The 20,498-nt window shown below is 67.9% G+C and carries 20 protein-coding genes; 10 read left to right on the top strand and 10 right to left on the bottom strand.

Annotation, left to right across the window (positions count from 1 at the left end; translation table 11 throughout):
• Positions 1-46: 46 nt before the first annotated feature.
• Together LE190_RS13275 and LE190_RS13270 are read right to left on the bottom strand one after the other, a co-directional pair.
• On the bottom strand, positions 47-901 hold the full coding sequence (locus tag LE190_RS13275) for an alpha/beta hydrolase (protein ID WP_225239143.1): 855 nt from the start codon (positions 899-901) through the stop codon (positions 47-49).
• The gene (locus LE190_RS13270) at positions 898-1,134 is read right to left on the bottom strand and encodes a hypothetical protein (protein WP_225239142.1); all 237 of its coding nucleotides are present in this window, start codon (positions 1,132-1,134) and stop codon (positions 898-900) included. The genes LE190_RS13275 and LE190_RS13270 overlap by 4 nt, the downstream gene beginning before the upstream one ends.
• 134 nt (positions 1,135-1,268) lie before the next feature.
• Between LE190_RS13270 and LE190_RS13265 the strand changes: the two genes are divergently transcribed.
• From LE190_RS13265 to LE190_RS13250, 4 genes are all read left to right on the top strand, one after another.
• On the top strand, positions 1,269-2,228 hold the full coding sequence (locus tag LE190_RS13265) for a LysR family transcriptional regulator (protein WP_225239141.1): 960 nt from the start codon (positions 1,269-1,271) through the stop codon (positions 2,226-2,228).
• Positions 2,229-2,270: 42 nt separating this feature from the next.
• A complete protein-coding gene (locus tag LE190_RS13260) occupies positions 2,271-2,729 on the top strand; it encodes an Mpo1 family 2-hydroxy fatty acid dioxygenase (RefSeq protein WP_225239140.1) in 459 nt (152 codons plus the stop codon).
• A gap of 91 nt (positions 2,730-2,820) precedes the next feature.
• The gene (locus tag LE190_RS13255; protein ID WP_225239139.1) at positions 2,821-3,759 is read left to right on the top strand and encodes a DMT family transporter; all 939 of its coding nucleotides are present in this window, start codon (positions 2,821-2,823) and stop codon (positions 3,757-3,759) included.
• Positions 3,756-4,244, top strand: a complete 489-nt coding sequence (locus LE190_RS13250; RefSeq protein WP_225239138.1) for a GNAT family N-acetyltransferase — start codon at positions 3,756-3,758, stop codon at positions 4,242-4,244. Before LE190_RS13255 ends, LE190_RS13250 begins: the two co-directional genes overlap by 4 nt.
• Before the next feature lie 175 nt (positions 4,245-4,419).
• Here the strand turns inward: LE190_RS13250 and hutI are convergent, their stop codons facing one another.
• The 8 genes from hutI to ada all read right to left on the bottom strand — a co-directional run bounded on the left by hutI (position 4,420) and on the right by ada (position 14,806).
• Entirely contained in the window at positions 4,420-5,661 is a 1,242-nt protein-coding gene (hutI, locus tag LE190_RS13245) for an imidazolonepropionase (RefSeq protein WP_225239137.1), read from the bottom strand.
• Entirely contained in the window at positions 5,654-6,259 is a 606-nt protein-coding gene (locus LE190_RS13240) for a HutD/Ves family protein (RefSeq protein ID WP_225239136.1), read from the bottom strand. Before LE190_RS13240 ends, hutI begins: the two co-directional genes overlap by 8 nt.
• On the bottom strand, positions 6,256-7,671 hold the full coding sequence (locus tag LE190_RS13235) for a formimidoylglutamate deiminase (protein WP_225239135.1): 1,416 nt from the start codon (positions 7,669-7,671) through the stop codon (positions 6,256-6,258). Before LE190_RS13235 ends, LE190_RS13240 begins: the two co-directional genes overlap by 4 nt.
• Entirely contained in the window at positions 7,668-8,465 is a 798-nt protein-coding gene (gene hutG / locus LE190_RS13230; protein WP_225239134.1) for an N-formylglutamate deformylase, read from the bottom strand. The genes LE190_RS13235 and hutG overlap by 4 nt, the downstream gene beginning before the upstream one ends.
• Before the next feature lie 32 nt (positions 8,466-8,497).
• The gene (hutH, locus tag LE190_RS13225; RefSeq protein WP_225239133.1) at positions 8,498-10,063 is read right to left on the bottom strand and encodes a histidine ammonia-lyase; all 1,566 of its coding nucleotides are present in this window, start codon (positions 10,061-10,063) and stop codon (positions 8,498-8,500) included.
• Positions 10,064-10,091: 28 nt separating this feature from the next.
• Positions 10,092-11,795 carry a urocanate hydratase gene (gene hutU, locus LE190_RS13220; protein ID WP_225239132.1) on the bottom strand — a complete coding sequence of 568 codons (1,704 nt, stop codon included), beginning with the start codon at positions 11,793-11,795 and terminating at the stop codon, positions 10,092-10,094.
• A gap of 171 nt (positions 11,796-11,966) precedes the next feature.
• On the bottom strand, positions 11,967-13,646 hold the full coding sequence (locus tag LE190_RS13215) for an amidohydrolase (protein WP_225239131.1): 1,680 nt from the start codon (positions 13,644-13,646) through the stop codon (positions 11,967-11,969).
• Positions 13,647-13,714: 68 nt separating this feature from the next.
• Entirely contained in the window at positions 13,715-14,806 is a 1,092-nt protein-coding gene (ada, locus tag LE190_RS13210; protein WP_225239130.1) for a bifunctional DNA-binding transcriptional regulator/O6-methylguanine-DNA methyltransferase Ada, read from the bottom strand.
• Between the two features lie 151 nt (positions 14,807-14,957).
• On the opposite strand from ada, the gene hutC reads away from it, so the two are divergent.
• From hutC to LE190_RS13180, 6 genes are all read left to right on the top strand, one after another.
• Positions 14,958-15,674, top strand: coding sequence for a histidine utilization transcriptional repressor HutC (gene hutC, locus LE190_RS13205; RefSeq protein ID WP_225239129.1), 717 nt, complete (start codon positions 14,958-14,960; stop codon positions 15,672-15,674).
• A 79-nt stretch (positions 15,675-15,753) separates the two neighbouring features.
• Positions 15,754-16,155, top strand: coding sequence for a response regulator (locus LE190_RS13200; RefSeq protein WP_225239128.1), 402 nt, complete (start codon positions 15,754-15,756; stop codon positions 16,153-16,155).
• A 225-nt stretch (positions 16,156-16,380) separates the two neighbouring features.
• Complete coding sequence (gene trxA / locus LE190_RS13195) at positions 16,381-16,707, top strand: thioredoxin TrxA (RefSeq protein WP_224946692.1); 327 nt, start codon at positions 16,381-16,383, stop codon at positions 16,705-16,707.
• 145 nt (positions 16,708-16,852) lie between these two features.
• Positions 16,853-18,115 (top strand): transcription termination factor Rho, encoded by a 1,263-nt coding sequence (gene rho, locus LE190_RS13190; protein WP_005665081.1) that lies wholly within the window; start codon positions 16,853-16,855, stop codon positions 18,113-18,115.
• 208 nt (positions 18,116-18,323) lie between these two features.
• On the top strand, positions 18,324-18,593 hold the full coding sequence (locus LE190_RS13185; RefSeq protein ID WP_036213036.1) for a type B 50S ribosomal protein L31: 270 nt from the start codon (positions 18,324-18,326) through the stop codon (positions 18,591-18,593).
• A gap of 123 nt (positions 18,594-18,716) precedes the next feature.
• Complete coding sequence (locus LE190_RS13180; RefSeq protein WP_225239162.1) at positions 18,717-20,438, top strand: ArnT family glycosyltransferase; 1,722 nt, start codon at positions 18,717-18,719, stop codon at positions 20,436-20,438.
• The last annotated feature ends 60 nt before the right edge of the window (positions 20,439-20,498 follow it).

Below are 20,498 nucleotides of genomic sequence, written 5' to 3'. Positions count from 1 at the left end.
CGCGTGGCACGGCGGTGTCCGGGAGGCAGGCTAGGTAACGGAGCGCTCAGCGCTCCAGTCCCGCAAGGAAGCTGGCAATCTCCGCCAGCGCGTGCACCTTGCATGCACATTCGTTGCGTCCACCCGGTTCCACCAGGGGCGCGGGCGGCATGCGCCGCACCGTGGTGGGTACCCCGGCGCCGATCAGCTTCGCACCGTATTGTTCGGCCTCGTCGCACAATGGGTCGTCTTCGGTGGACAGGATCAGGCAGGGCGGCAGGTTCTTCAGGCGGGTCGAGCGCAGCGGCGAGGCATAGGGATGGGCGCGGTCGGCGGCATGCGGCAGGTAGCCGCGGTAGGCCTCGGCGCAGCTGCTGGTGACTTTTTCGCGGTCCGGGCAATCGTTCATCTGGCGCATCGAGCAGGTCGACAGGCCGGGATCGAGCATCGGCATGACCAGGATCTGGCCGGCCAGCTTCGGCGCGGCGCGGTCGCGCGCCATCAGGGCGCAGACGGCGGCCAGGTTGGCGCCGGCCTCGATGCCCATCACCACCAGCCGCTTGCCGGACCAGCCCAGCTTCGCCTTGTTCTTCGTGGTCCACAGCAGCACGGCGTGCGCGTCTTCGACCGCAGCCGGGAAGGGGCTCACCGTCGCCAGCGTGTAGTTCGAGGCCAGCACGGCGCGCTCCTGGCTGCACAGGGCCAGGTGGCGCAGGAATTCGTCCGCTTCCTGCAAGTCACCGGAAACAAAGCCGCCGCCATGGAAGAATACCACCAGGGTGTCGCGCCGGACCGGCGTGCCGGCCGAATACAGGCGCGCGGCCAGGGCGCCCTGGGCGCCGGCGACTTCCAGTTCGCGCACGTTCACGCCGGCGCTGCCGGTAGCCGCCGGGGCGGGCGCGCGTTCCAGCACCGCGCTCATCGCCCTGCTCCCGTGCCGGCCGCGGCCAGGCGGCGGTCCGAATCGTCCTCGCCGGAGAGGCATGCGCGGCAATCCAGCGCCGGTTGCGCCTCGATCTGCAGCGAGAGCGCCTGCAGCCCGCGCGCCTCGGCGCTCGCGGCCTGCGAATAGGCGTCGGTTCCCAGCAGGCCCGCCAGTGCGACGCCGCTCAGGGCAAGCGCCACCGTGGTATAGATTCCATCCCGCATGCTCATGTCCAGCTCCGTGTGTGTGTTTACTTTTTGTTGCGATGCACACACTATAGTCTTCAACTACAATCAGATAAAGATGTCAATAACGAATTGATTGTTCAGAACCCTGAACAATCGGCCAAGCTAGGAGAATCGTCATGAACAAGCTGCAGGCCATGGAGGTGTTCATCCAGGTCGTCGACTGCGGCAGCTTCACGCGGGCGGCCGAGATGCTCGACCTGCCCAAGGCCACCGTGTCGACACTGATCCAGTCGCTCGAGTCGGCGCTGGCGGTCAAGCTGCTGCACCGGACCACGCGCCAGGTGATGATCACCTCGGACGGCGCCGCCTACTACGAGCGCTGCGTGCAGATCCTGTCCGACGTGCGCGACGCCGAGGAATCGCTGTCGCGTCACCGCCTGAGCCCGAGCGGCCGGCTGCGGGTGGACACGCCGACCGGACTGTCCTCGGAGATCCTGGTGCCAGCCCTGCCCGGCTTCTTCGAGCGCTATCCCGACATCACGCTGGAACTGGGCAGCACCGACCGCCCGGTCGACCTGGTCGAGGAAGGCGTGGACTGCGCGGTGCGCGGCGGCGAGCTGGTCGACCCGAACCTGATCGCGCGCCGCATCGGCGTGATCAACTTCGTGACCTGCGCCTCGCCGGACTACATCGCGCGCTACGGGATGCCCCAGCATCCGCGCGACCTGGAGCGCCACCGCTGCGTGAACTACTTCTCGGCCCGGACCGGCAAGATCGCCAAGTGGGACTTTACCCGCGACGGCGAGCGCATCGAGGTCGCCCTGGCCGGCCAGATCGCCCTCAACGATTCGAACGCCTACGTGCATGCCGGGCTGGCGGGACTGGGCATCATCATGATGACGGACTACCTGCTGGCCGGGCACATCGCGGCCGGCCGCATCGTGCCGGTGCTGCCGGAATGGCGCATGGACCCGCTGCCGGTGCACGTGGTCTATCCACAGAACCGCCACCTGTCGGCCAAGGTGCGCGTATTCGTGGAGTGGATTTCCGAGCTGTTCGCGAATCATCCGCACCTGCGCCTGCAGGCGCCCCGGCCGCAGGCGCAAGCCGCGCAAACGGCGGCGCAGGCGGTGTAGAATCGCTGCACTTCGCCCGATCCTGAGCCACCGGAGACCGCCATGGACCACAGCCCGGAATTCCACCAGCGCGCACGCGCCATCGACGCCCTGCTGGCGCGCTACGCCGAGAGCCACCGCAACCACACCAACGAGATCATCCACTTCGTGTGCATCCCCTTGATCGTCCTCAGCCTGCTCGGCCTGCTGTGGGCGATCCACCCGGTGCTGGCGGTGGCGGTCACGCTCGCGTCGCTCTACTACTACACGAAGCTGTCGCGCCAGTTCGCGCTCGGCATGGGCGTAATGAGCGCCCTGATGCTCGGCATCCTGGCGCTGATGCCGCCCATGACCGTGCTGCCGGTGTCGATCGCGGTCTTCGTGGTGGCCTGGATCGGACAGTTCATCGGGCACAAGATCGAAGGGAAGAAGCCGTCCTTCTTCGAAGACCTGCGCTTCCTGCTCATTGGGCCGCTGTTCGTGCTGTCCTTCCTGTATCGCCGGCTGAATCTCGCTTACTGACTTGGGGTGGCGGGCCTGCCCCCCCTACCATAACGATCAGCTCGATCAGCCGCGGGCTGCACGAATACGCGCGACCACGTATACTCGCGCGATGCCCTCTTCCTTTCTGTTTACCGTCGCCTCCCTGATCTGGGGTTCGACCTTCTTCGCCATCACCCTGCAGCTGGGCGAAGTGCCGCCCGCCGTCTCGGTGGCCTACCGCTTCTTCCTGGCCGCGGCCACGCTGTTCGTCATCTGCCTGCTGCGGCGCGACCGCCTGCGCCTGCCGCTGCGCACCCACGGCTGGATGGCGCTGCAAGGCCTGCTCACCTTCTGCATCTCCTACCTGTGTACCTACCAGTCCGAACAGTACGTGGTCTCGGGCCTGGTGGCGGTGGTGTTCGCGCTGATGGTGTTCTGGACCCCGCTGCTGAGCAGCCTGTTCTTCGGCACCGCCATCGGCCGCCGCACGGTGGCTTGCGGCGTGGTGGCGATCGCCGGCGTGGCCCTGCTGTTCTGGCATTCGATCGGCAGCGCCTGGCACGACTTCCAGGCCGGTGGCAGCCCTGCCTTCATCGCCGGCGTGGTGCTGGCGCTGGCTGCCACCCTCGCCAGTTCGGCCGGCAGCATCGTGGTCAGCAAGGTGAAGGAACAGTGCGAGAACCTGCCGCTGACCATGGCCTGGTCGATGCTGTGGGGCGCCAGCCTGGTGACCGTCTGGTCGCTGGCCCACGGCGACCGCTTCGTGCTGCCGTCCAGCCCGACCTACTGGGCCGGCCTGGTCTACCTGTCGATCTTCGGCTCGGTGATCGCCTTCTTCGCCTACTTCACCCTGATCGGGCGCATCGGTGCCCAGAAGACCGTGTATATCGGCGTGATCACGCCAGTGCTGTCGGTGCTGCTGTCGATCAAGCTCGAAGACTACCGCCCCGGCGCCATCGAATTCGCCGGGATGGTGCTGTGCCTGGCCAGCGTGGCCTGGGCCCTGCGCGCGCCGGCAGCCAAACCGGTGCAATCCGTTACCTTGAACAATCCACTCGAAACACCATGACCACTTTCTCGATCCGCCCCGCCCAGCCGCACGATATCGCCCCCATCCACGCCATGATCGTGGAGCTGGCCGTGTTCGAAAAACTCGAGCACCTGGTGGTGGCCACCGAAGCCCTGCTGCACGAAGGCCTGTTTGGTGCGCACCCCTCGTGCGAGGCCATCGTGGGCGAAGAGAACGGCGAGGTGGTCTGCTTCGCCCTGTTCTTCCATAACTTCTCGACCTTCCTCACCAAGAAAGGCCTGTACCTGGAAGACCTGTATGTGCGCCAGTCGCACCGCGGCAAGGGCTACGGCACGCGGATGCTGACCCGCCTCGCCCAGATCGCCGTCGAGCGCAACTGCGGCCGCTTCGAATGGTCGGTGCTGGACTGGAACGCGGCGGCGATCGGCTTCTACCAGGGGATGGGTGCCGAGGTCTTGCCCGACTGGCGCATCTGCCGCGTCGCTGGCGAGGGGCTGCGCGCGCTGGCCGAACGTCCGGCCTGAACCGGCACGACCGCCGCACAAAGAAAAACCCACGGGCCGCGAGGCGCCGTGGGCGAACCCATTTTGGCAATGGGGAGGGGAGAAGGTGAAGCACTCACTTGCACTATACGGGCCGATCCTTAACGATCCATTAAGGCGATCATTCCCCAGCCAGGATTTGGTGACTTGATCAACGTCAAGGAAATGACGTGACACAGGACGCCGCACGCACGACGCCGCCATTGACCACCGTGCGGCAGGGGTTGGAACCCATGGCGTAGGCCAGGTCGGCCGGGCGCGCAATGTCCCACAGTGCCAGGTCGGCCCGCTTCCCGACTTCCAGCGTGCCGATCTCGCCTTGCAGGCCGAGCGCGCGCGCGGCGTGGATCGTGGCGCCGGCCAGCGCTTCCTGCGGGGTCAAGCGCCACAGGGTGCAGGCCATGTTCATGGCCAGCAGCAGCGAGGTCATGGGCGACGTGCCGGGATTGCAGTCGGTGGCGACCGCCATCGGCACCCCGGCGGCGCGCAGCGCGGCCACCGGCGGCTCGGTCTTCTCGCGCAGGAAGTAGTAGGCGCCCGGCAGCAGCACCGCCACCGTGCCGGCGCGCGCCATCGCGGCGATGCCGGCCTGGCCCAGGTATTCGAGGTGGTCGGCCGACAGGCCGCCATAGCGCGCCGCCAGCGCCGCGCCGCCCTGGTCCGACAGCTGTTCGGCATGCAGCTTGACCGGCAGCCCGAGCCCGCGCGCGGCCTGGAACACGCGTTCGGTCTGGTCGTGGGTGAAGCCGATCCGCTCGCAGAAGGCATCCACCGCATCGACCAGGCCTTCGGCGGCCAGCCGCGGCAGCATGCGCTCGCACAGTTCGGTCACATAGTCGTCGGGGCGGCCGGCGAATTCCGGCGGCAGCGCGTGGGCGCCGAGGAAGGTGGTCAGCACCCGCACCGGCAGGTGTCCGGCCACCGCGCGCGCCGCGCGCAGCATGCGCGCCTCGGCCTCGAAGGCCAGGCCGTAGCCGGACTTGATCTCGAGCGTGGTCACGCCCTCGCCCAGCAGCCGCGCCACGCGCGGCAGGCTTTGCGCCAGCAGGTTTTCCACGCTCGCCGCGCGGGTGGCGCGCACGGTGGACATGATGCCGCCGCCCGCGCGCGCGATGTCTTCGTAGCTGGCGCCGTTCAGGCGCGCTTCCCATTCATCGCTGCGGTTGCCGGCATGGACGATGTGGGTATGGCAGTCGACCAGGCCCGGGGTCATCCAGGCGCCGCCGCAATCATGCTCGGCGCGTGCCGGCGGCGCGTCGCGGCGCGCGCCGAGCCAGGCGATACGGCCGGCGCGCACGGCCAGCGCGGCGTCTTCCAGCGCGCCGTAGCCATCGGCGGCGCCCGGCGCCATCGTGGCCAGGCGCACATGGGTGAACAGCAGGTCTGCCGTCTCACTCATAGGCGGCTTCCTCGTCCTCGTCCGCGTGGTACCAGATGTCCACGATGTAGACCATGCCCTGCCCTGCTTCCAGCTGCCACACCGAGCCCGCCTCGAGCACCACCGCGTCGTAGCGCACCAGGCCGATGCGCTCCTGCTCGTTGCTCAGTTCCAGGGTGTCGCCCTGGGCCAGGAACAGCACGGTCACATCGGCGCGCGCCACGAACGTGGCATCGCCCTCCAGGCGGCGGCGGCCGAAGGTGTGGTAGCAGACCTCGCTGCGCGTCATGGCGTTGAAGTCGGTGCTGCCGCCGCGGCTGAGCTTTGCCAGCACGGTCGAACTGCCGTCGAAGGCCACCACCGGCTCGGTCTCGGTCACCATGGCCGGCTCGCCGTCGATCTCGAGCAGCATGCCGTGGCCCTCGACCAGGGCCAGGGTGCGGTCCACGCCGGGGAACAGCGAGAACGCGCCATCCTTCTCGATGGTGGCCAGGCTGACGCGCCAGTCGAAGTCCTCGAAGCCGGCATCCTGCGGACCGATGGCGATTTCTGTGGTATTGCCGCCGCCGTTCTTCCATGGTACTGGCGACAGTCCTGCAAACGGGATCAGTACGGTCATTGGCCTACCTCGCTAGGTTCGCGCAATTCACGCAGTTCACGCAATTCACCAAGGGCCTGGCGGTAGCGCTGCGCGATCGCATCCTGCGCCACGTGGCGGCCGCCCTGCACCACCCAGCGCCCGCCGCACAGCACGTCGCGCACCAGGTTGTCGTTTCCGCAGAACAGGAAACGGCCGAGGACGTCAGCCTCCGCCACCCCGTCCAGGTTCGGGTGGGTCCCGTCCAGCACCAGGAGGTCGGCGCGCATGCCTTCGGCCAATGCGCCCAGCCTGCGTCCCGCGGCCTGCGCGCCGCCGCGCAGCGCTGCCTGCCACAGGTACTGGCCGACGTCGCGCTGGCCGCAGCCCACCGGCCCCACCGCGATGTTGCGGCGCTGGTGCAGCAGGCGCTGGCCGTATTCGAGCCAGCGCAGCTCCTCGACCGGGCTGTGCGACACGTGGCTGTCGCTGCCGATGCCGAAGCGCCCGCCCGCATCGAGATAGGGCTGCAGCGGGAACAGGCCGTCGCCCAAGTTGGCTTCGGTGCTCGGGCACAGGCCGGCCACGGCGCCGCTGCGCGCGAGCGCCTCGACTTCCCCGTCGCTCAGGTGGGTCGCGTGCACCAGGCACCAGCGTGCGTCGATGGCAAGCTGTTCCATCAGGTACTCGACCGGGCGCCGGCCGCAGAACGCGAGGCTCTGCTCGACCTCGGGCTGCTGTTCGGCGATATGGATGTGCAAGGGACGGTCGGGCGGCATCGCGGCCGCCAGCGCGCGCACCTGGTCGATGCTGGCCGCGCGCAGCGAGTGCGGCGCGGCGCCCACCTCGAGCTGCGGCCCGCGCAGCGGCTGCAGCGCCTCGACGATGCCGAGCACGTCGTCGACGCCGGTGCGAAAGCGGCGCTGCTCCGGCCGCAGCGGCTGCCCGCCGAAGCCGGCGTGGCTGTACAGCACCGGCAGCAGGGTCAGGCCCATGCCGGTGGCCTGGCCGGCCGCCGCGATGCGCTCGGCGGTTTCGGCCGGGCGGGCGTAGCTGCTGCCGTCCGGCCCGCGCTGCAGGTAGTGGAATTCGCACAGGGCCGTATAGCCGTGGCGCAGGCACTCGGCGAACAGCTGGGACGCAATGGCTTCGATCTGTTCCGGAGTGATACGCGCGGCGAAGCGGTACATCAGGTCGCGCCAGGTCCAGAAGCTGTCGGGACCGCGGGTCGGGTCATCCGCGGCGCGCTCGGTCAGGCCGCCGAGGGCGCGCTGGAAGGCGTGCGAATGCAGGTTGACCATGCCCGGCAGGACGTAGTCGGCGCGCGCCACGCCCAGCGGCGGGGCGGCCTGGGGCGCGACCCGGGTCAGGTCGCCATGGACGTCCCACTCGAGCAGCACGTCGCGCTGCCAGCCCTGCGGCAGCAGCGCATGGCGCGCAAACAGGGCTCTCATGCGCGCTCCCCCCGTACCCACGCCACCGCGGCGGCGCCCATGTCCGCCAGCAGCGGCTGCACCTCGGCCGCCACCTCCGGGCGGTAGTCGAAGGGCGCCGCCTCGTTCATGTACAGGCACTGGCACATCTCGAGCTGGATCGCATGCACGTCCTGGTCCGGCTGGCCGTAGTGGCGGGTGATGTGGCCGCCCTTGAAGCGGCCGTTGACGGCGATGCTGAAACGGTCCTGGGCGCGCGCCACGCCCACCACCGCCTGTTCCAGCCCCGGTGCGCAGGACTTGCCGTCGGCGGTGCCGAAGTTCAGGTCGGGCAGGCGCCCCTCGAAGAAGCGCGGCACGCGCGATGCGATGGAATGGGCATCCCACAGCACGACGCGGCCGAATTCACGCTTCAGCCGCGCCAGCTCGGCACGCAGCTGCGCGTGGTAGGGCATCCAGTAGCGTTCCAGGCGGCGCCGTACCTCCGCTTCGTCCGGCGCCCTGCCCGGCAGGTAGAGGCTCTCGCGGCCGAAGGTGTCGACCGGGCACAGGCCGGTGGTGTCCATGCCCGGATACAGGTTGGTGTTCTCCGGCGGGCGGTTCAGGTCGATCAGGTAGCGCGACCAGCGCGCCGAGATGGTGGACACCCCCATCTCTTCCAGGAAACCGTACAGTTCGGGCAGGTGCCAGTCGGTGTCGGCGCGCGCGAGCGCGCAGGGCGCCATCGCGCTTGCCACCTCGTCCGGGATGTCGGTGCCCGCGTGCGGCATCGACACGAGCATGGGGAGCCTGCCTGCCTTGAACCGGAAATCCATTGCCTCTCCTGATTGATAGCTAAGTACGATGCTTAAGGATGCAGTACGGTGAACAGTTCCTTGATCGATGCGGACAGTTCGCCGTTCACCACCATCACGCGCGCGGCCTCGATGTCGGGCGCGAAGAAGCGGTCCGCGTCATACGGCGCCACCCGCGCGCGCAGCTGGGCGTGCACATGCTCGAGGTGTTCGGAACTGCGCAGGGGGCGGTGGAACTCGATGCCCTGCGCCGCCGCCAGCAGCTCGATGCCCAGGATGACCGAGGTATTGTGCGCCATCTGGCCGAGACGGCGCGCCGCGAAGGTGGCCATGCTGACGTGGTCCTCCTGGTTGGCCGAGGTCGGCAGGCTGTCGACGCTGGCCGGATGGGCCAGCGACTTGTTTTCCGAGGCCAGCGCGGCGGCCGTGACGTGGGCGATCATGAAGCCCGAGTTCAGGCCCGGCTCCTTCACCAGGAAGGCCGGCAGTCCGGACAGGTTGGCGTCGATCAGCAGCGCGATGCGGCGCTCGGACAGTGCGCCGATCTCGGCGATGGCCAGGGCCAGCGTGTCGGCGGCAAAGGCGACCGGCTCGGCGTGGAAGTTGCCGCCCGAGAGGATGACGCCGGACCCGGCGTCATCCGGCGCCCCCGGGAACAGCAGCGGGTTGTCGGTGACGGCATTCGCCTCGATCAGGAGGGTGCGGCCGGCATTCGCGATCAGGTCCATCGCGGCGCCCATCACCTGCGGCTGGCAGCGCAGGCTGTACGGGTCCTGCACGCGCTCGTCGCCCACCAGGTGCGAGGCGCGGATCGCGCTGCCCCGCACCAGCTCGCGGTAGATGCCGGCCGCGGCGATCTGGCCCGGCTGGCCGCGCACCGCATGGATGCGGGCGTCGAAGGGCGCGTCGCTGCCGCGCGCGGCGTCGACCGACAGCGCCCCCGCCACCATGCCCGCTTCGAGCAGGCGCTCGGCCATGAACAGGCCGTGCAGGGCCAGCGCAGTCGACACTTGCGTACCGTTGATCAGGGCCAGGCCTTCCTTGGCGGCCAGGGTGACCGGTTCGATGCCGGCCGCGGCCAGGGCGGTACTGGCCTCGACCAGTTCGCCCTGGTAGCGCACCGGTCCCACGCCCAGCATGGCCAGGGTCATGTGGGCCAGCGGCGCCAGGTCGCCCGAGGCGCCCACCGAGCCCTGGCTCGGGATGGCCGGCATGATGCCCGCGTTGTACAGGGCGATCAGGGTCTCGATGATCAGCGGGCGCACGCCCGAATAGCCGCGCGCCAGGCTGCCGATCTTGGTCAGCATGATCAGGCGCACGATGTTGTCGTCGATGAGTTCACCAGTGCCTACCGCATGCGACAGGATCAGGTTGCGCTGCAGCGCCGCCAGCTGGTCGTTCGGAATATGGGCCTTGGCCAGGATGCCGAAGCCGGTATTGATGCCGTAGGCCGGGTCGCCCTTGGCCGTGATGGTCTCGACCAGCGCGCAGGAGGCCTTGACGGGCTCCCAGGCGTCCGGGGCGAGGCGTAGCGGCACGTGGGCGGCCCAGACGGCGCGCAGGTCGGCCAGCTGGAGCGCGCCGGGTTGAAGGGTGAGGTGGTGGTGCGAGTCGTTCATGTCGAATGCTGCCTTAGTATTACTTCTATCACTTGATCATCGGGAGAATCAGGCCGTTGCGCTTGGCCGTCTCGATGGCGCTGTCGTAGCCGGCATCGGCATGGCGCATCACGCCCGAGCCGCTGTCGTTGACCAGCACGCGTGCCAAACGTTTCGCCGCGCTGTCGCTGCCGTCGGCCACGATCACCACGCCGGAGTGCTGGGAATAGCCCATGCCCACGCCGCCGCCATGGTGCAGCGAGACCCAGGTAGCGCCGCCGGCCGTGTTCAGCAGGGCGTTCAGCAGCGGCCAGTCGGATACCGCATCGGTGCCGTCACGCATGGCCTCGGTCTCGCGGTTCGGGCTGGCCACCGAGCCCGTGTCGAGGTGGTCGCGGCCGATCACGATCGGCGCTTTCAGTTCGCCCGTGCGCACCATCTCGTTGAAGGCCAGGCCGGCCAGGTGGCGTTCGCCCAGCCCCAGCCAGCAGATGCGCGCCGGCAGGCCCTGGAAGGCGATGCGTTCGCGCGCCATGTCGAGCCAGCGGTGCACCCGCGCGTGCTGCGGGAACAGCTCCTTGATCTTGGCGTCGGTTTTATGGATGTCTTCCGGGTCACCCGACAGCGCCACCCAGCGGAACGGGCCGCGGCCTTCGCAGAACTGCGGACGGATGTAGGCCGGCACGAAACCCGGGAAGTCGAACGCGTTCTCGACGCCCTCGTCCTTGGCCACCTGGCGGATGTTGTTGCCGTAGTCGACGGCGTAGGACCCCATGGCCTTGAAGTCGAGGATGGCGCGCACGTGCACGGCGCAGGAGGCGGCCGCCGCGCTCTTGAGGCGCGCATGCTGGGCCGGGTCCTGCTGGGCGGCCTTCCACTCCTCGACCGTCCAGCCGGAAGGCAGGTAACCGTTGATCAGGTCATGGGCCGAGGTCTGGTCGGTGACCAGGTCGGGCACCAGGCCGCCCGCACGTGCACGCCGCACCAGTTCCGGCAGCACGTCGGCGGCGTTGCCGAGCAGGCCGATGGAGACGGCTTCGCGTTTTTCGGTATGTTCCTTCACCATCGCCAGCGCTTCGTCGATGCTATTGGCCTGCTTGTCGAGGTAGCGGGTGCGCAGGCGGAAGTCGATGCTGCTCTGCTGGCACTCGACGTTGAGCGAGACCGCGCCCGCAAACGTCGCGGCCAGCGGCTGGGCGCCGCCCATGCCGCCCAGGCCGGCGGTGAGGATCCAGCGGCCCGCCATGTCGCCGCCGAAGTGCTGGCGGCCGGCTTCGGCGAAGGTTTCGTAGGTGCCCTGCACGATGCCCTGGGTGCCGATGTAGATCCAGCTGCCGGCGGTCATCTGGCCGTACATGAACAGGCCCTTGCGGTCCAGCTCGTTGAAGTGGTCCCAGTCGGCCCATTTCGGCACCAGGTTCGAGTTTGCCAGCAGCACGCGCGGCGCGTCGGCATGGGTGCGGAACACGCCGACCGGCTTGCCGGACTGGATCAGCAGGGTCTGGTCATCTTCGAGGTCGCGCAGCGAGGCCAGGATCTGGTCGTAGCACGCCCAGTCGCGGGCGGCGCGGCCGATGCCGCCATAGACCACCAGTGCCTGCGGGTTCTCCGCCACCTCGGCGTCGAGGTTATTCTGGAGCATGCGGTAGGCGGCTTCGGTGAGCCAGCTCTTGCAGGACAGTTCGCTGCCGCGCGGGGCGCGGATCACGCGGGAAGGATCGAAGCGGGGATCGATGGGCATCGGTGGGTTCATGGCGGCTCCTGGTTGGAATCTGCGATGAGTCTAGGTTGTCTATACAACCAAGTCAATCCATTTATTCGATCGTCTGGATGCCTTTGCGGGGTGGGCGGCAACGCCTTCACTGTTTGAACGCGTGGGCAGGAAACCTGCCCACCCTACGGTGATCTCAGCTCGCCCTGCTCCTCATTTCTTGAACACCTGCCTGCCGCCGACCCAGGTTTCCAGTACCCCGGTCTTGAAGATGTCGTAGGTCGGCATGCGGAACAGGTCGCGGTCGATCACGATGAAGTCGGCCTGCTTGCCCGCTTCCAGCGAACCCAGGCTGTTTTCCTGGTGGCCGGCGTAGGCCGCATCCAGCGTGAAGCAGCGGAAGGCTTCCTTGAGCGACATCGCCTGGTTCGGATACCAGCCCGCCACCGGCTGGCCGGCATGGTCCATGCGGGTGACGGCGGCGTGGATGCCGAAGAACGGGTTCGGCGACTCCACCGGGAAATCGGAACCGCAGGCGATGCGCGAGCCCTGGTGCAGGAAGCTGCGCCAGGCGTAGGCGCCCTTGATGCGTTCCGGGCCGACCCGGGTCTCGGCCATGTTCTTGTCCGAGGTGGCGTGGGTCGGCTGCATCGAGGGGATGATGCCGAGGCTCTGGAAGCGCGGGATGTCCTGCGCCGCCACTACCTGGGCGTGCTCGATGCGGTGGCGCTGGGCCTCGCTCTTCGTCGCCTTGAGTTCCTTCTGGTAGATGTCGAGGATCTGCTTGTTGCCGGCGTCGCCGATCGCGTGCACGTTGACCTGGTAGCCCTTGCGCATGGCCTTGGTCATCATCGCGTCCATCTGCGCGCTCTTGAAGAACAGCAGGCCGTGCGAATGCGGCTCGTCGCTGTAGGGCTTGATCAGCGCGGCGCCGCGGCTGCCCAGCGCGCCGTCCGAATACAGCTTCACGGCGCGCAGCGCGTACATGCCGTCGCCGTAGTCGCGCAGCGGGCCATTTTTTGCCAGCTGGTCAAAATCCGCGCCGGTGCCACCGATCATGGCGTAGATGCGCGCGCTGAGTTTGTTCTTGTCCGCATAGTCGCGGTACAGGCGGTCTTCCTGTACGCCGATGCCGGCGTCGTGCACGGCGGTGAGGCCAACGCGCGCCATTTCCCCCAGCGCGCGGTCGAGCATGACGCGGCCTTCGGCCTCGGTCTGGGCCGGCATCACCTTGGTCACCAGTTCCTGCGCCGCGTCGACCAGCACGCCGGTGGCTTCGCCGTTCGCATCGCGCATGATCTTGCCGCCGGCCGGATCGGGAGTCGCCTTCGTGATGCCGGCCAGCGCCAGCGTGCGGCTGTTGGCCCAGCCGGCATGGCCGTCCACGCGTTCCAGCCACACGGGGCGGTCGGAGACGACGGCATCGAGTTCGGCGGCGGTCGGGAAGCGGCCCAGTTTCCAGTTCTCCTGGTTCCAGCCGCGCCCGCGGATCCAGGCGTGCCCCGCGTTCGCCTTGGCGTACGCGGCGATCGCGCCGGTTGCCGCCGCCAGCGAGGTGGTGGCGGACAGGTCGAGCTGGGTCAGCTGCTGGCCGAGGCCGAACACGTGGCCATGGGCGTCGATCAGGCCGGGCAGCACGGTGCGTCCGCCCATGTCGACCTGGTGCGCATTCTTCGCCTTCGCCGCCACCTCGGCCTGGGTGCCGACGGCCATGATGCGTCCGCGCTCGTCGAAGGCCAGTGCGCTGAACTGCACCAGTTCCCCCTTGCCGTTCAGGGTGTAGCCGTTGGCATTCGTGATGACGGTATCGGCATGCGCTGGCGCGAACACACCGAGGACGCCGAGGCCGGCGAGGACGATCAGGGAAGACAGGGGGGACGGGCGCGCGCGCATGCTGTTGGATTCTCCGTAGGGTTGGCGATCCGCGCCTCGCAGGCGCGGCACGGAGAGTGTATAGAAATTCAAGGAAGGGGCATAGCGGCGCCTGCGGCCGCGGCTTCGCGCTCGAGCAGCGTGCGCTTGCGCGCGATCCCCCAGCGGTAGCCGGACAGCGTCCCGTCGGTACGGACCACCCGGTGGCAGGGAATCGCCACCGCCACCGGATTGGCGGCGCAGGCGCCCGCTACCGCGCGCGCCGCGGCCGGCATGCCCAGGCGCTCGGCCAGTTCGCGGTAGCTGACCGTGGCCCCGGCCGGCACTGCGCGCAGCGCTTCCCATACCCGCTGCTGGAAAGCGGTGCCGCGCACGTCGAGCGGCAGGCCGAGCCCGAGGCGGGGCGCCTCGACGAAGCCCACCACCTGGGCCACCGTCCGCTCGAACGCCGGCTCCGCGCCCACCAGCTCGGCGCGCGGAAAGCGGCGCTGCAGGTCGTGCAGCAGCGGTTCCGGCTCGTCGCCGATCAGGATTGCACAGATCCCCTTGCCGGTGCTGGCCACCAGGATCGCGCCGAGCGAACAGCCGGCCACCGCGAAGCGGATGGTCTCGCCCTGGCCGCCGGCGCGGTAGCGGCCCGGCGTCATGCCGAGCGCGCCGGTAGTGGCCGCATAGAAGCGCGCGCTGGAACCGAAGCCGGCCTCGTACAGCGCCTCGGTCACGCTGGGCGCCGCGGCCAGGCCCTGGCGCAGGCGCGCCGCGCGCCGCGCCTGCGCATAGGCTTTCGGCGTGATCCCGGTATGCGCCTTGAACAGGCGGTGGAAGTGGAAGCGGCTCAGTCCTGCCGCCTGCGCCAGGCTGTCCAGGCGGGGGGCGCTGTCTCCGGCGTCGACCTGCGCGTCGATCAGGCGGCAGGCGCGTGCCACGGCCGCAGCCTGGCGCTCGGCCAGCGGCGGCTGCGCCGGCTGGCAGCGCAGGCAGGCGCGAAAGCCCGCTGCCTCGGCCGCCGCCGGGCTGGCGTGGAAAGCGACGTTCGCGCGCCGCGCCGGACGCGAGGGACAGGAGGGCCGGCAATACACCCCGGTGCTGCGCACCGAGTAGCAGAACTGGCCGTCGGCGGCCCGGTCGCGGCACTGCACCGCGGCCCAGCGCGCCTCGTCGGTATCAAACAGTGTGGTCATGGCAGTCGTGGAAAAAATGGGAAGTGCGGCCAGCCTAGCCGCGCGCCGGGCCGGCGTCACTCCGGGTCTTGCTTTCGAATCGCCGTCGAGGCGCGGTGCTAGAATCCGGTGTCGCGGCATGTCGCCGCGCCATGCCTTCCCGGAGAGTAGTTTGGAAGAACCGAACGCGCAAGACAGCACGCCCATTTTCCAGCGCATCAAGGATTACCTGGCCGGCGAGATCGCGTCCGGACGCTGGAAGGAAGGCGAGCTGGTGCCGTCCGAGCAGGCCCTGGTGCGCCAGTTCGGCGTCTCGCGCATGACCGTCAACCGCGCCGTGCGCGAGCTGACCGCGGAGCAGGTGCTGGTGCGGCGCCAGGGTGCTGGCACCTATGTGGCGCCGCAGAAGTACCAGGCGACCCTGGTCGAGATCCGCAACATCGCCGACGAGATCCGCGCGCGCGGACGCGCCCACCGCAGCCAGCTGCGCCTGCTGCGCGAAGAAACCGCCAGCGAAGAACTGGCCGCCGCCTTCGAGCTGGCGCCGGACGCGCCCCTGTACCACTCGGTGATCGTGCACTTCGAGAACGAGGCCCCGGTCCAGGTGGAAGACCGCTGGGTCAATCCGGCCTGCGCGCCGCACTACCTGGAGCAGGACTTCGGCGCCATCACGCCGAACGAGCACCTGATGGCGGCGGCGCCGCTGCAGGGAGCAACCTACGCCATCGAGGCCCAGCCGGCTCCGCCCGAGGTGGCCGCCATGCTGGCGATCGGCGCCGGCCAGGCCTGCCTGGTGCTGCGCCGCCGCACCACCTCGGGCGGACAGGTCGCTTCGGTGGCCACGATGTGGCATCCAGGCCACTTGGCACGCTTTACCGGCAGTGTTTGAGCGGGCGCCCGTTCAATATCTCCACCGGCAGGGAAAACTTCGCCATAATGGCTATCGTTCCAACGTCCTGCCCGCCTGCATGAATCCACCTTTTCCCTCCGCGCCGCGCCGCGTGCTGCTGCTCGACGACGACCATTTCATGCTCGCGGTGTTGCGCGACATGTTCGGCGCGCTGGACGCGGGCAGCGGGCCGTTCGAGATCCATGCCGAGTCCGACGCCCGGCGCGCGCTGGCGATCCTGCCACGCCATGCGCCCGAGCTCCTGGTCTGCGACCTGGCCATGCCGGACATGGATGGCATCGAGTTCCTGCAGGCCGCGGCCAGGCAGGGATTCCGCGGCCGGGTGGTCGTGGTGTCCGGCCTGGAAGACGGGGTCCGCCATGCCGCCACCGAGCTGGCGCGCGTGCTCGGGCTGCAGGTGGCGGGGGCCTTTCGCAAGCCGCTCGGGATCGAACAATTGCAGCTGGCGATGCGATGTTGAGATTTTGTACAAACCGGCCCACACTTTTTGAAAAAATGGGGTATTATTCGGCACATCCCCGCCTGACACCCCCTTGTCGTCCTTCCATATTGAATTTGCACACAGTGCCTCCACCATTGTGTAGCAGCTGATTATTCAATGAGCAAGCACGGAAGCCGGCCGGGTTCACGCAGACCAGCCGTGGCCGCCAGGCGTACCTTGATCCTTACCTCTTTTGAGGAACATATGAGCGAAAACATTAAACACATCACCGATGCAAACTTCGATGCCGAAGTGCTCAAGTCCGAGCGCCCGGTCCTGGTCGACTTCTGGGCCGAGTGGTGCGGTCCGTGCAAGATGATTGCACCGATCCTGGAAGAAGTCGCCAAGCAGTACGAAGGCAAGCTGGTGGTGGCCAAGGTCGACGTCGATGCCAACCAGGCCGTGCCTGCCCAGTTCGGCATTCGCGGCATTCCGACGCTGATCCTGTTCAAGGACGGTGTGGCAGCGGCGCAAAAGGTCGGCGCCATGGCCAAGGGCCAGCTTGTTCAGTTTATCGACAGCAACATCTGATACTGATACCATAAGCGGCGGCAGCGCGCCCGCGTTGCCGTCATTGTCGGGAAACCTCGGCTCCGGTGTTTCCCAGCTTACATAAATCAACCTCGTAGTTCCCTCCCCTACCTTTACTTTCCCGTCACGGGACACCCACACAAACATGCATTTATCTGAACTGAAGGCAATGCACGTCTCCGCGCTGCTGGAGATGGCCATCGGCCTCGACATCGACAACGCAGCCCGCCTGCGCAAGCAGGAACTGATGTTCGCGATCCTGAAGAAGCGCGCCAAGCAGGGCGAACAGATCTTCGGCGACGGCGCCCTCGAAGTCCTGCCGGACGGCTTCGGCTTCCTGCGCTCGCCGGACGCCAGCTACATGGCCTCGACCGACGACATCTACATCTCGCCGTCGCAGATCCGCCGGTTCAACTTGCATACGGGTGACTCGATCGAAGGCGAAGTGCGTACGCCGAAGGACGGCGAGCGCTACTTCGCGCTGGTGAAGGTGGACAAGGTCAACGGCGAGTCGCCGGAAGCCTCGAAGCACCGCATCCTGTTCGAAAACCTGACCCCGCTGCACCCGAACGAGCCGCTGCGCCTCGAGCGCGACATGAACGGCGCCGAGAACATCACCGGCCGCATCGTCGACCTGATCTCGCCGATCGGCAAGGGCCAGCGCGGCCTGCTGGTGGCTTCGCCGAAGTCGGGCAAGTCGGTCATGCTGCAGCACATCGCCCACGCGATCACCGCCAACCACCCGGACGTGACCCTCATCGTCCTCTTGATCGACGAGCGTCCGGAAGAAGTGACGGAAATGCAGCGTTCGGTGCGCGGCGAAGTGGTCGCCTCTACTTTTGATGAACCGGCCACCCGCCACGTGCAGGTCGCCGAGATGGTGCTGGAAAAGGCCAAGCGCCTGGTCGAGATGAAGAAGGACGTCGTGATCCTGCTCGACTCGATCACCCGCCTGGCGCGCGCCTACAACACCGTGATCCCGGCCTCGGGCAAGGTGCTGACCGGCGGTGTCGACGCCAACGCCCTGCAGCGTCCGAAGCGCTTCTTCGGCGCGGCCCGTAACGTGGAAGAAGGCGGCTCGCTGACCATCGTCGCCACCGCCCTGATCGAGACCGGCTCGCGCATGGACGACGTGATCTACGAGGAATTCAAGGGCACCGGCAACATGGAAGTGCACCTCGAGCGCCGCCTGGCCGAGAAGCGCGTCTACCCGGCCATCAACCTGAACAAGTCGGGCACCCGCCGCGAAGAGCTGCTCATCAAGCCGGATCAGCTGCAGAAGATCTGGATCCTGAGGAAGCTCTTGTACTCGATGGACGAGATCGAGGCGATGGAGTTCATCCTCGACAAGATGCGTGCGACGAAAAACAATGTCGAGTTCTTCGACATGATGCGCCGCGGCGGCTGATCGCCGGCGCTGCAATCGCGCGAACGGGCGGCCTGCGGGCCGCCTTTTTCATTGCTGCCGACGCTGCGCCACACCGGTTGCCACCCACCCCAAAGCCCTTTATAATCTCCGGTTCAGTCCAACCCTGGCAAGTGACCGGCAATCGGGTCAAGAAGCAAGACGACCGACGAAGTGCCGATTGGCTACCAACCATAGAGAAAGCATCATCATGAAGACCGATACCCATCCGGATTACCGCGAAGTCCTGTTCCACGACGTGTCCTGCGACTTCAAGTTCATCACCCGTTCGACCATCAACACCCGCGAAACCGCTACCTACGAAGGTAAGGAATACCCGCTGGTCAAGATCGAAGTCTCGGCTGAATCGCACCCGTTCTACACCGGCAAGCACAAGATCGTCGACACCGCTGGCCGCGTCGAGAAGTTCCGCCAGAAGTTCGGTTCGGTCGGTTCGAAGACCGCCGTCGCCAACGGCTAATTGCCGGGCACCATGCAAGCTTCCGGCTGACATCAGCCGGAGTTGCCAGAAAAGAAGCCGGTTCTCCGGCTTCTTTTTTTTTCGCGGCTATACTACGCGCCTGTTCTTCCGCTCCGCTGAATGATGAAACCCGTCCGCCTTCCCGCCGCCGCCACCCTGGCACTGCCTCGATGGGCCCTGCTCGCGCTGGGCATGCTGTACATCCTGCCGGGCCTGATCGGCCGCGACCCGTGGAAGGAAGACGCCGGCAGCTTCGGCATCATGTGGACCATGGCGCACGGCCGCCTGGACGACTGGCTGTATCCGAACATCGCCGGCCTGGCCGCCAGCGAGGAGGGCCCGCTCGCCTTCTGGCTGGGCGCCATCTGCATCAAGCTGTTCGGCTGGATCCTGGGCGACGTGCTGGCCGCGCGCGTGTCGACCATCGGTATTTTCGTGACCGGCGCCATGTCGCTGTGGTACACCGCCTTCCACCTGGGCCGGCGCGCCGAGGCCCAGCCGCTGCGCCTGGCCTTCGGCGGCCAGCCCGAGCCCGATGACTATGGCCGCACGCTGGGCGATACCGCGGTCCTGATCTACCTCGGCTGCCTGGGCCTGCTGGTGCAGAGCCACCTGACCCTGGCCGCGACCCTGCAAGGCGCCCTGCTGGCCTATTCCCTGTACCGCGCGGTGCGCTATGTGGAAACCGCGTCGGTCCGCAATGCCGTGCTGGTCGGCCTGTCGCTGGGCGGGCTGGCACTCACCCGCGGCGTCCTGGCGCCGGCCGTGCTGGTGCTGGCGCTGTATGCCTGCACCCGCTACCTGAAGCTGGCCACGGCCGACACCCTGCGCCACTTGGCGGTCGCTACCGGTGTCGGATTTCTTATCACCCTGGTCTGGCTGCTGCCGGCCGGACTGCTGCGACCGCACGGCCTGTCCCCGGTCGGTCCCTGGCTGGACTGGAACGCGGGCCAGGTCGGCCTGCCGACCCTGGCGTCGCTGAAGAACTTCTTCCGCACCGGTGTCTGGTTCTTCTGGCCGGCCTGGCCTTTCGCCGCCTGGGCGATCTGGGCTTGGCGCCGCCAGCAGCACCTGCTGCACATCGTGATGCCGGTGATGTTCTTCATCGCCCTCACCTTGCTGCTGCTGTGCGACCCGGCGCTGGAAAATGCCGACTTCCTCAAGATGCTGGCACCGCTGGCGCTGATGGCCGCCTTCGGCCTGCCCACCATGAAGCGCGGCGCCATCAACGCGATCGACTGGTTCTCGGTGATGGTGCTGACCATCCTGGGCGCCCTGGTCTGGCTGTTCTGGATCGCCAAGCTCACCGGCTGGCCAGCCCAGCTGGCCAAGAATGCGCTCAAGCTGGTGCCCGGCTTCAAGCCCGAAGTCGGCGTGCTTGCCTTCCTGGTGGCGGCCGCCACCAGCATCGGCTGGATCATGCTGGTCCACTGGCGCCTGTCGCGCCAGCCTTCGGTGCTGTGGCGCGCGGTGGTGCTGTCCTCGAGCGGGCTGATCCTGCTGTGGGTGCTCCTGATGACCCTGTTCCTGCCCGACCTCAACTACAGCAAGAGCTATGCCGGCGTGGCCCAGCATCTGGCCGCCCGCCTGCCGCACGACGCCGACTGCATCGAGACCAACGTCGGACCGGCCCAGCGCGCTTCGCTGGCCTATTTCGGCCGCCTTCCCTTCGCGTCCCTGGGAGGGGGCGAGTGCCGCTACCTGCTGATACAGGACAGTCTCAAGAGCCGCGACGACCGCGACCTGGCCCGCCGCTACGGCGTGCGCGGCAGTTCCGCCCTGTGGGAAGGCCGCCGCGCCGCCGACCGCGACGAGCGCTTCCGCCTGTTCCGCCGTAACCGCTGAGCTTCCTGCCGGGCGCCTCCATGCATGCCGCCGCAACGCGGGCGTTCTGCTGGCACGATT

Origin of the sequence: Massilia hydrophila (genome assembly GCF_020208145.1) — a bacterium.
Classification (GTDB): Bacteria; Pseudomonadota; Gammaproteobacteria; order Burkholderiales; family Burkholderiaceae_D; genus Telluria; species Telluria hydrophila.
The sequence above is the reverse complement of the archived record's forward strand: the minus strand, read 5'-3'. Positions and strand labels throughout refer to the sequence as shown.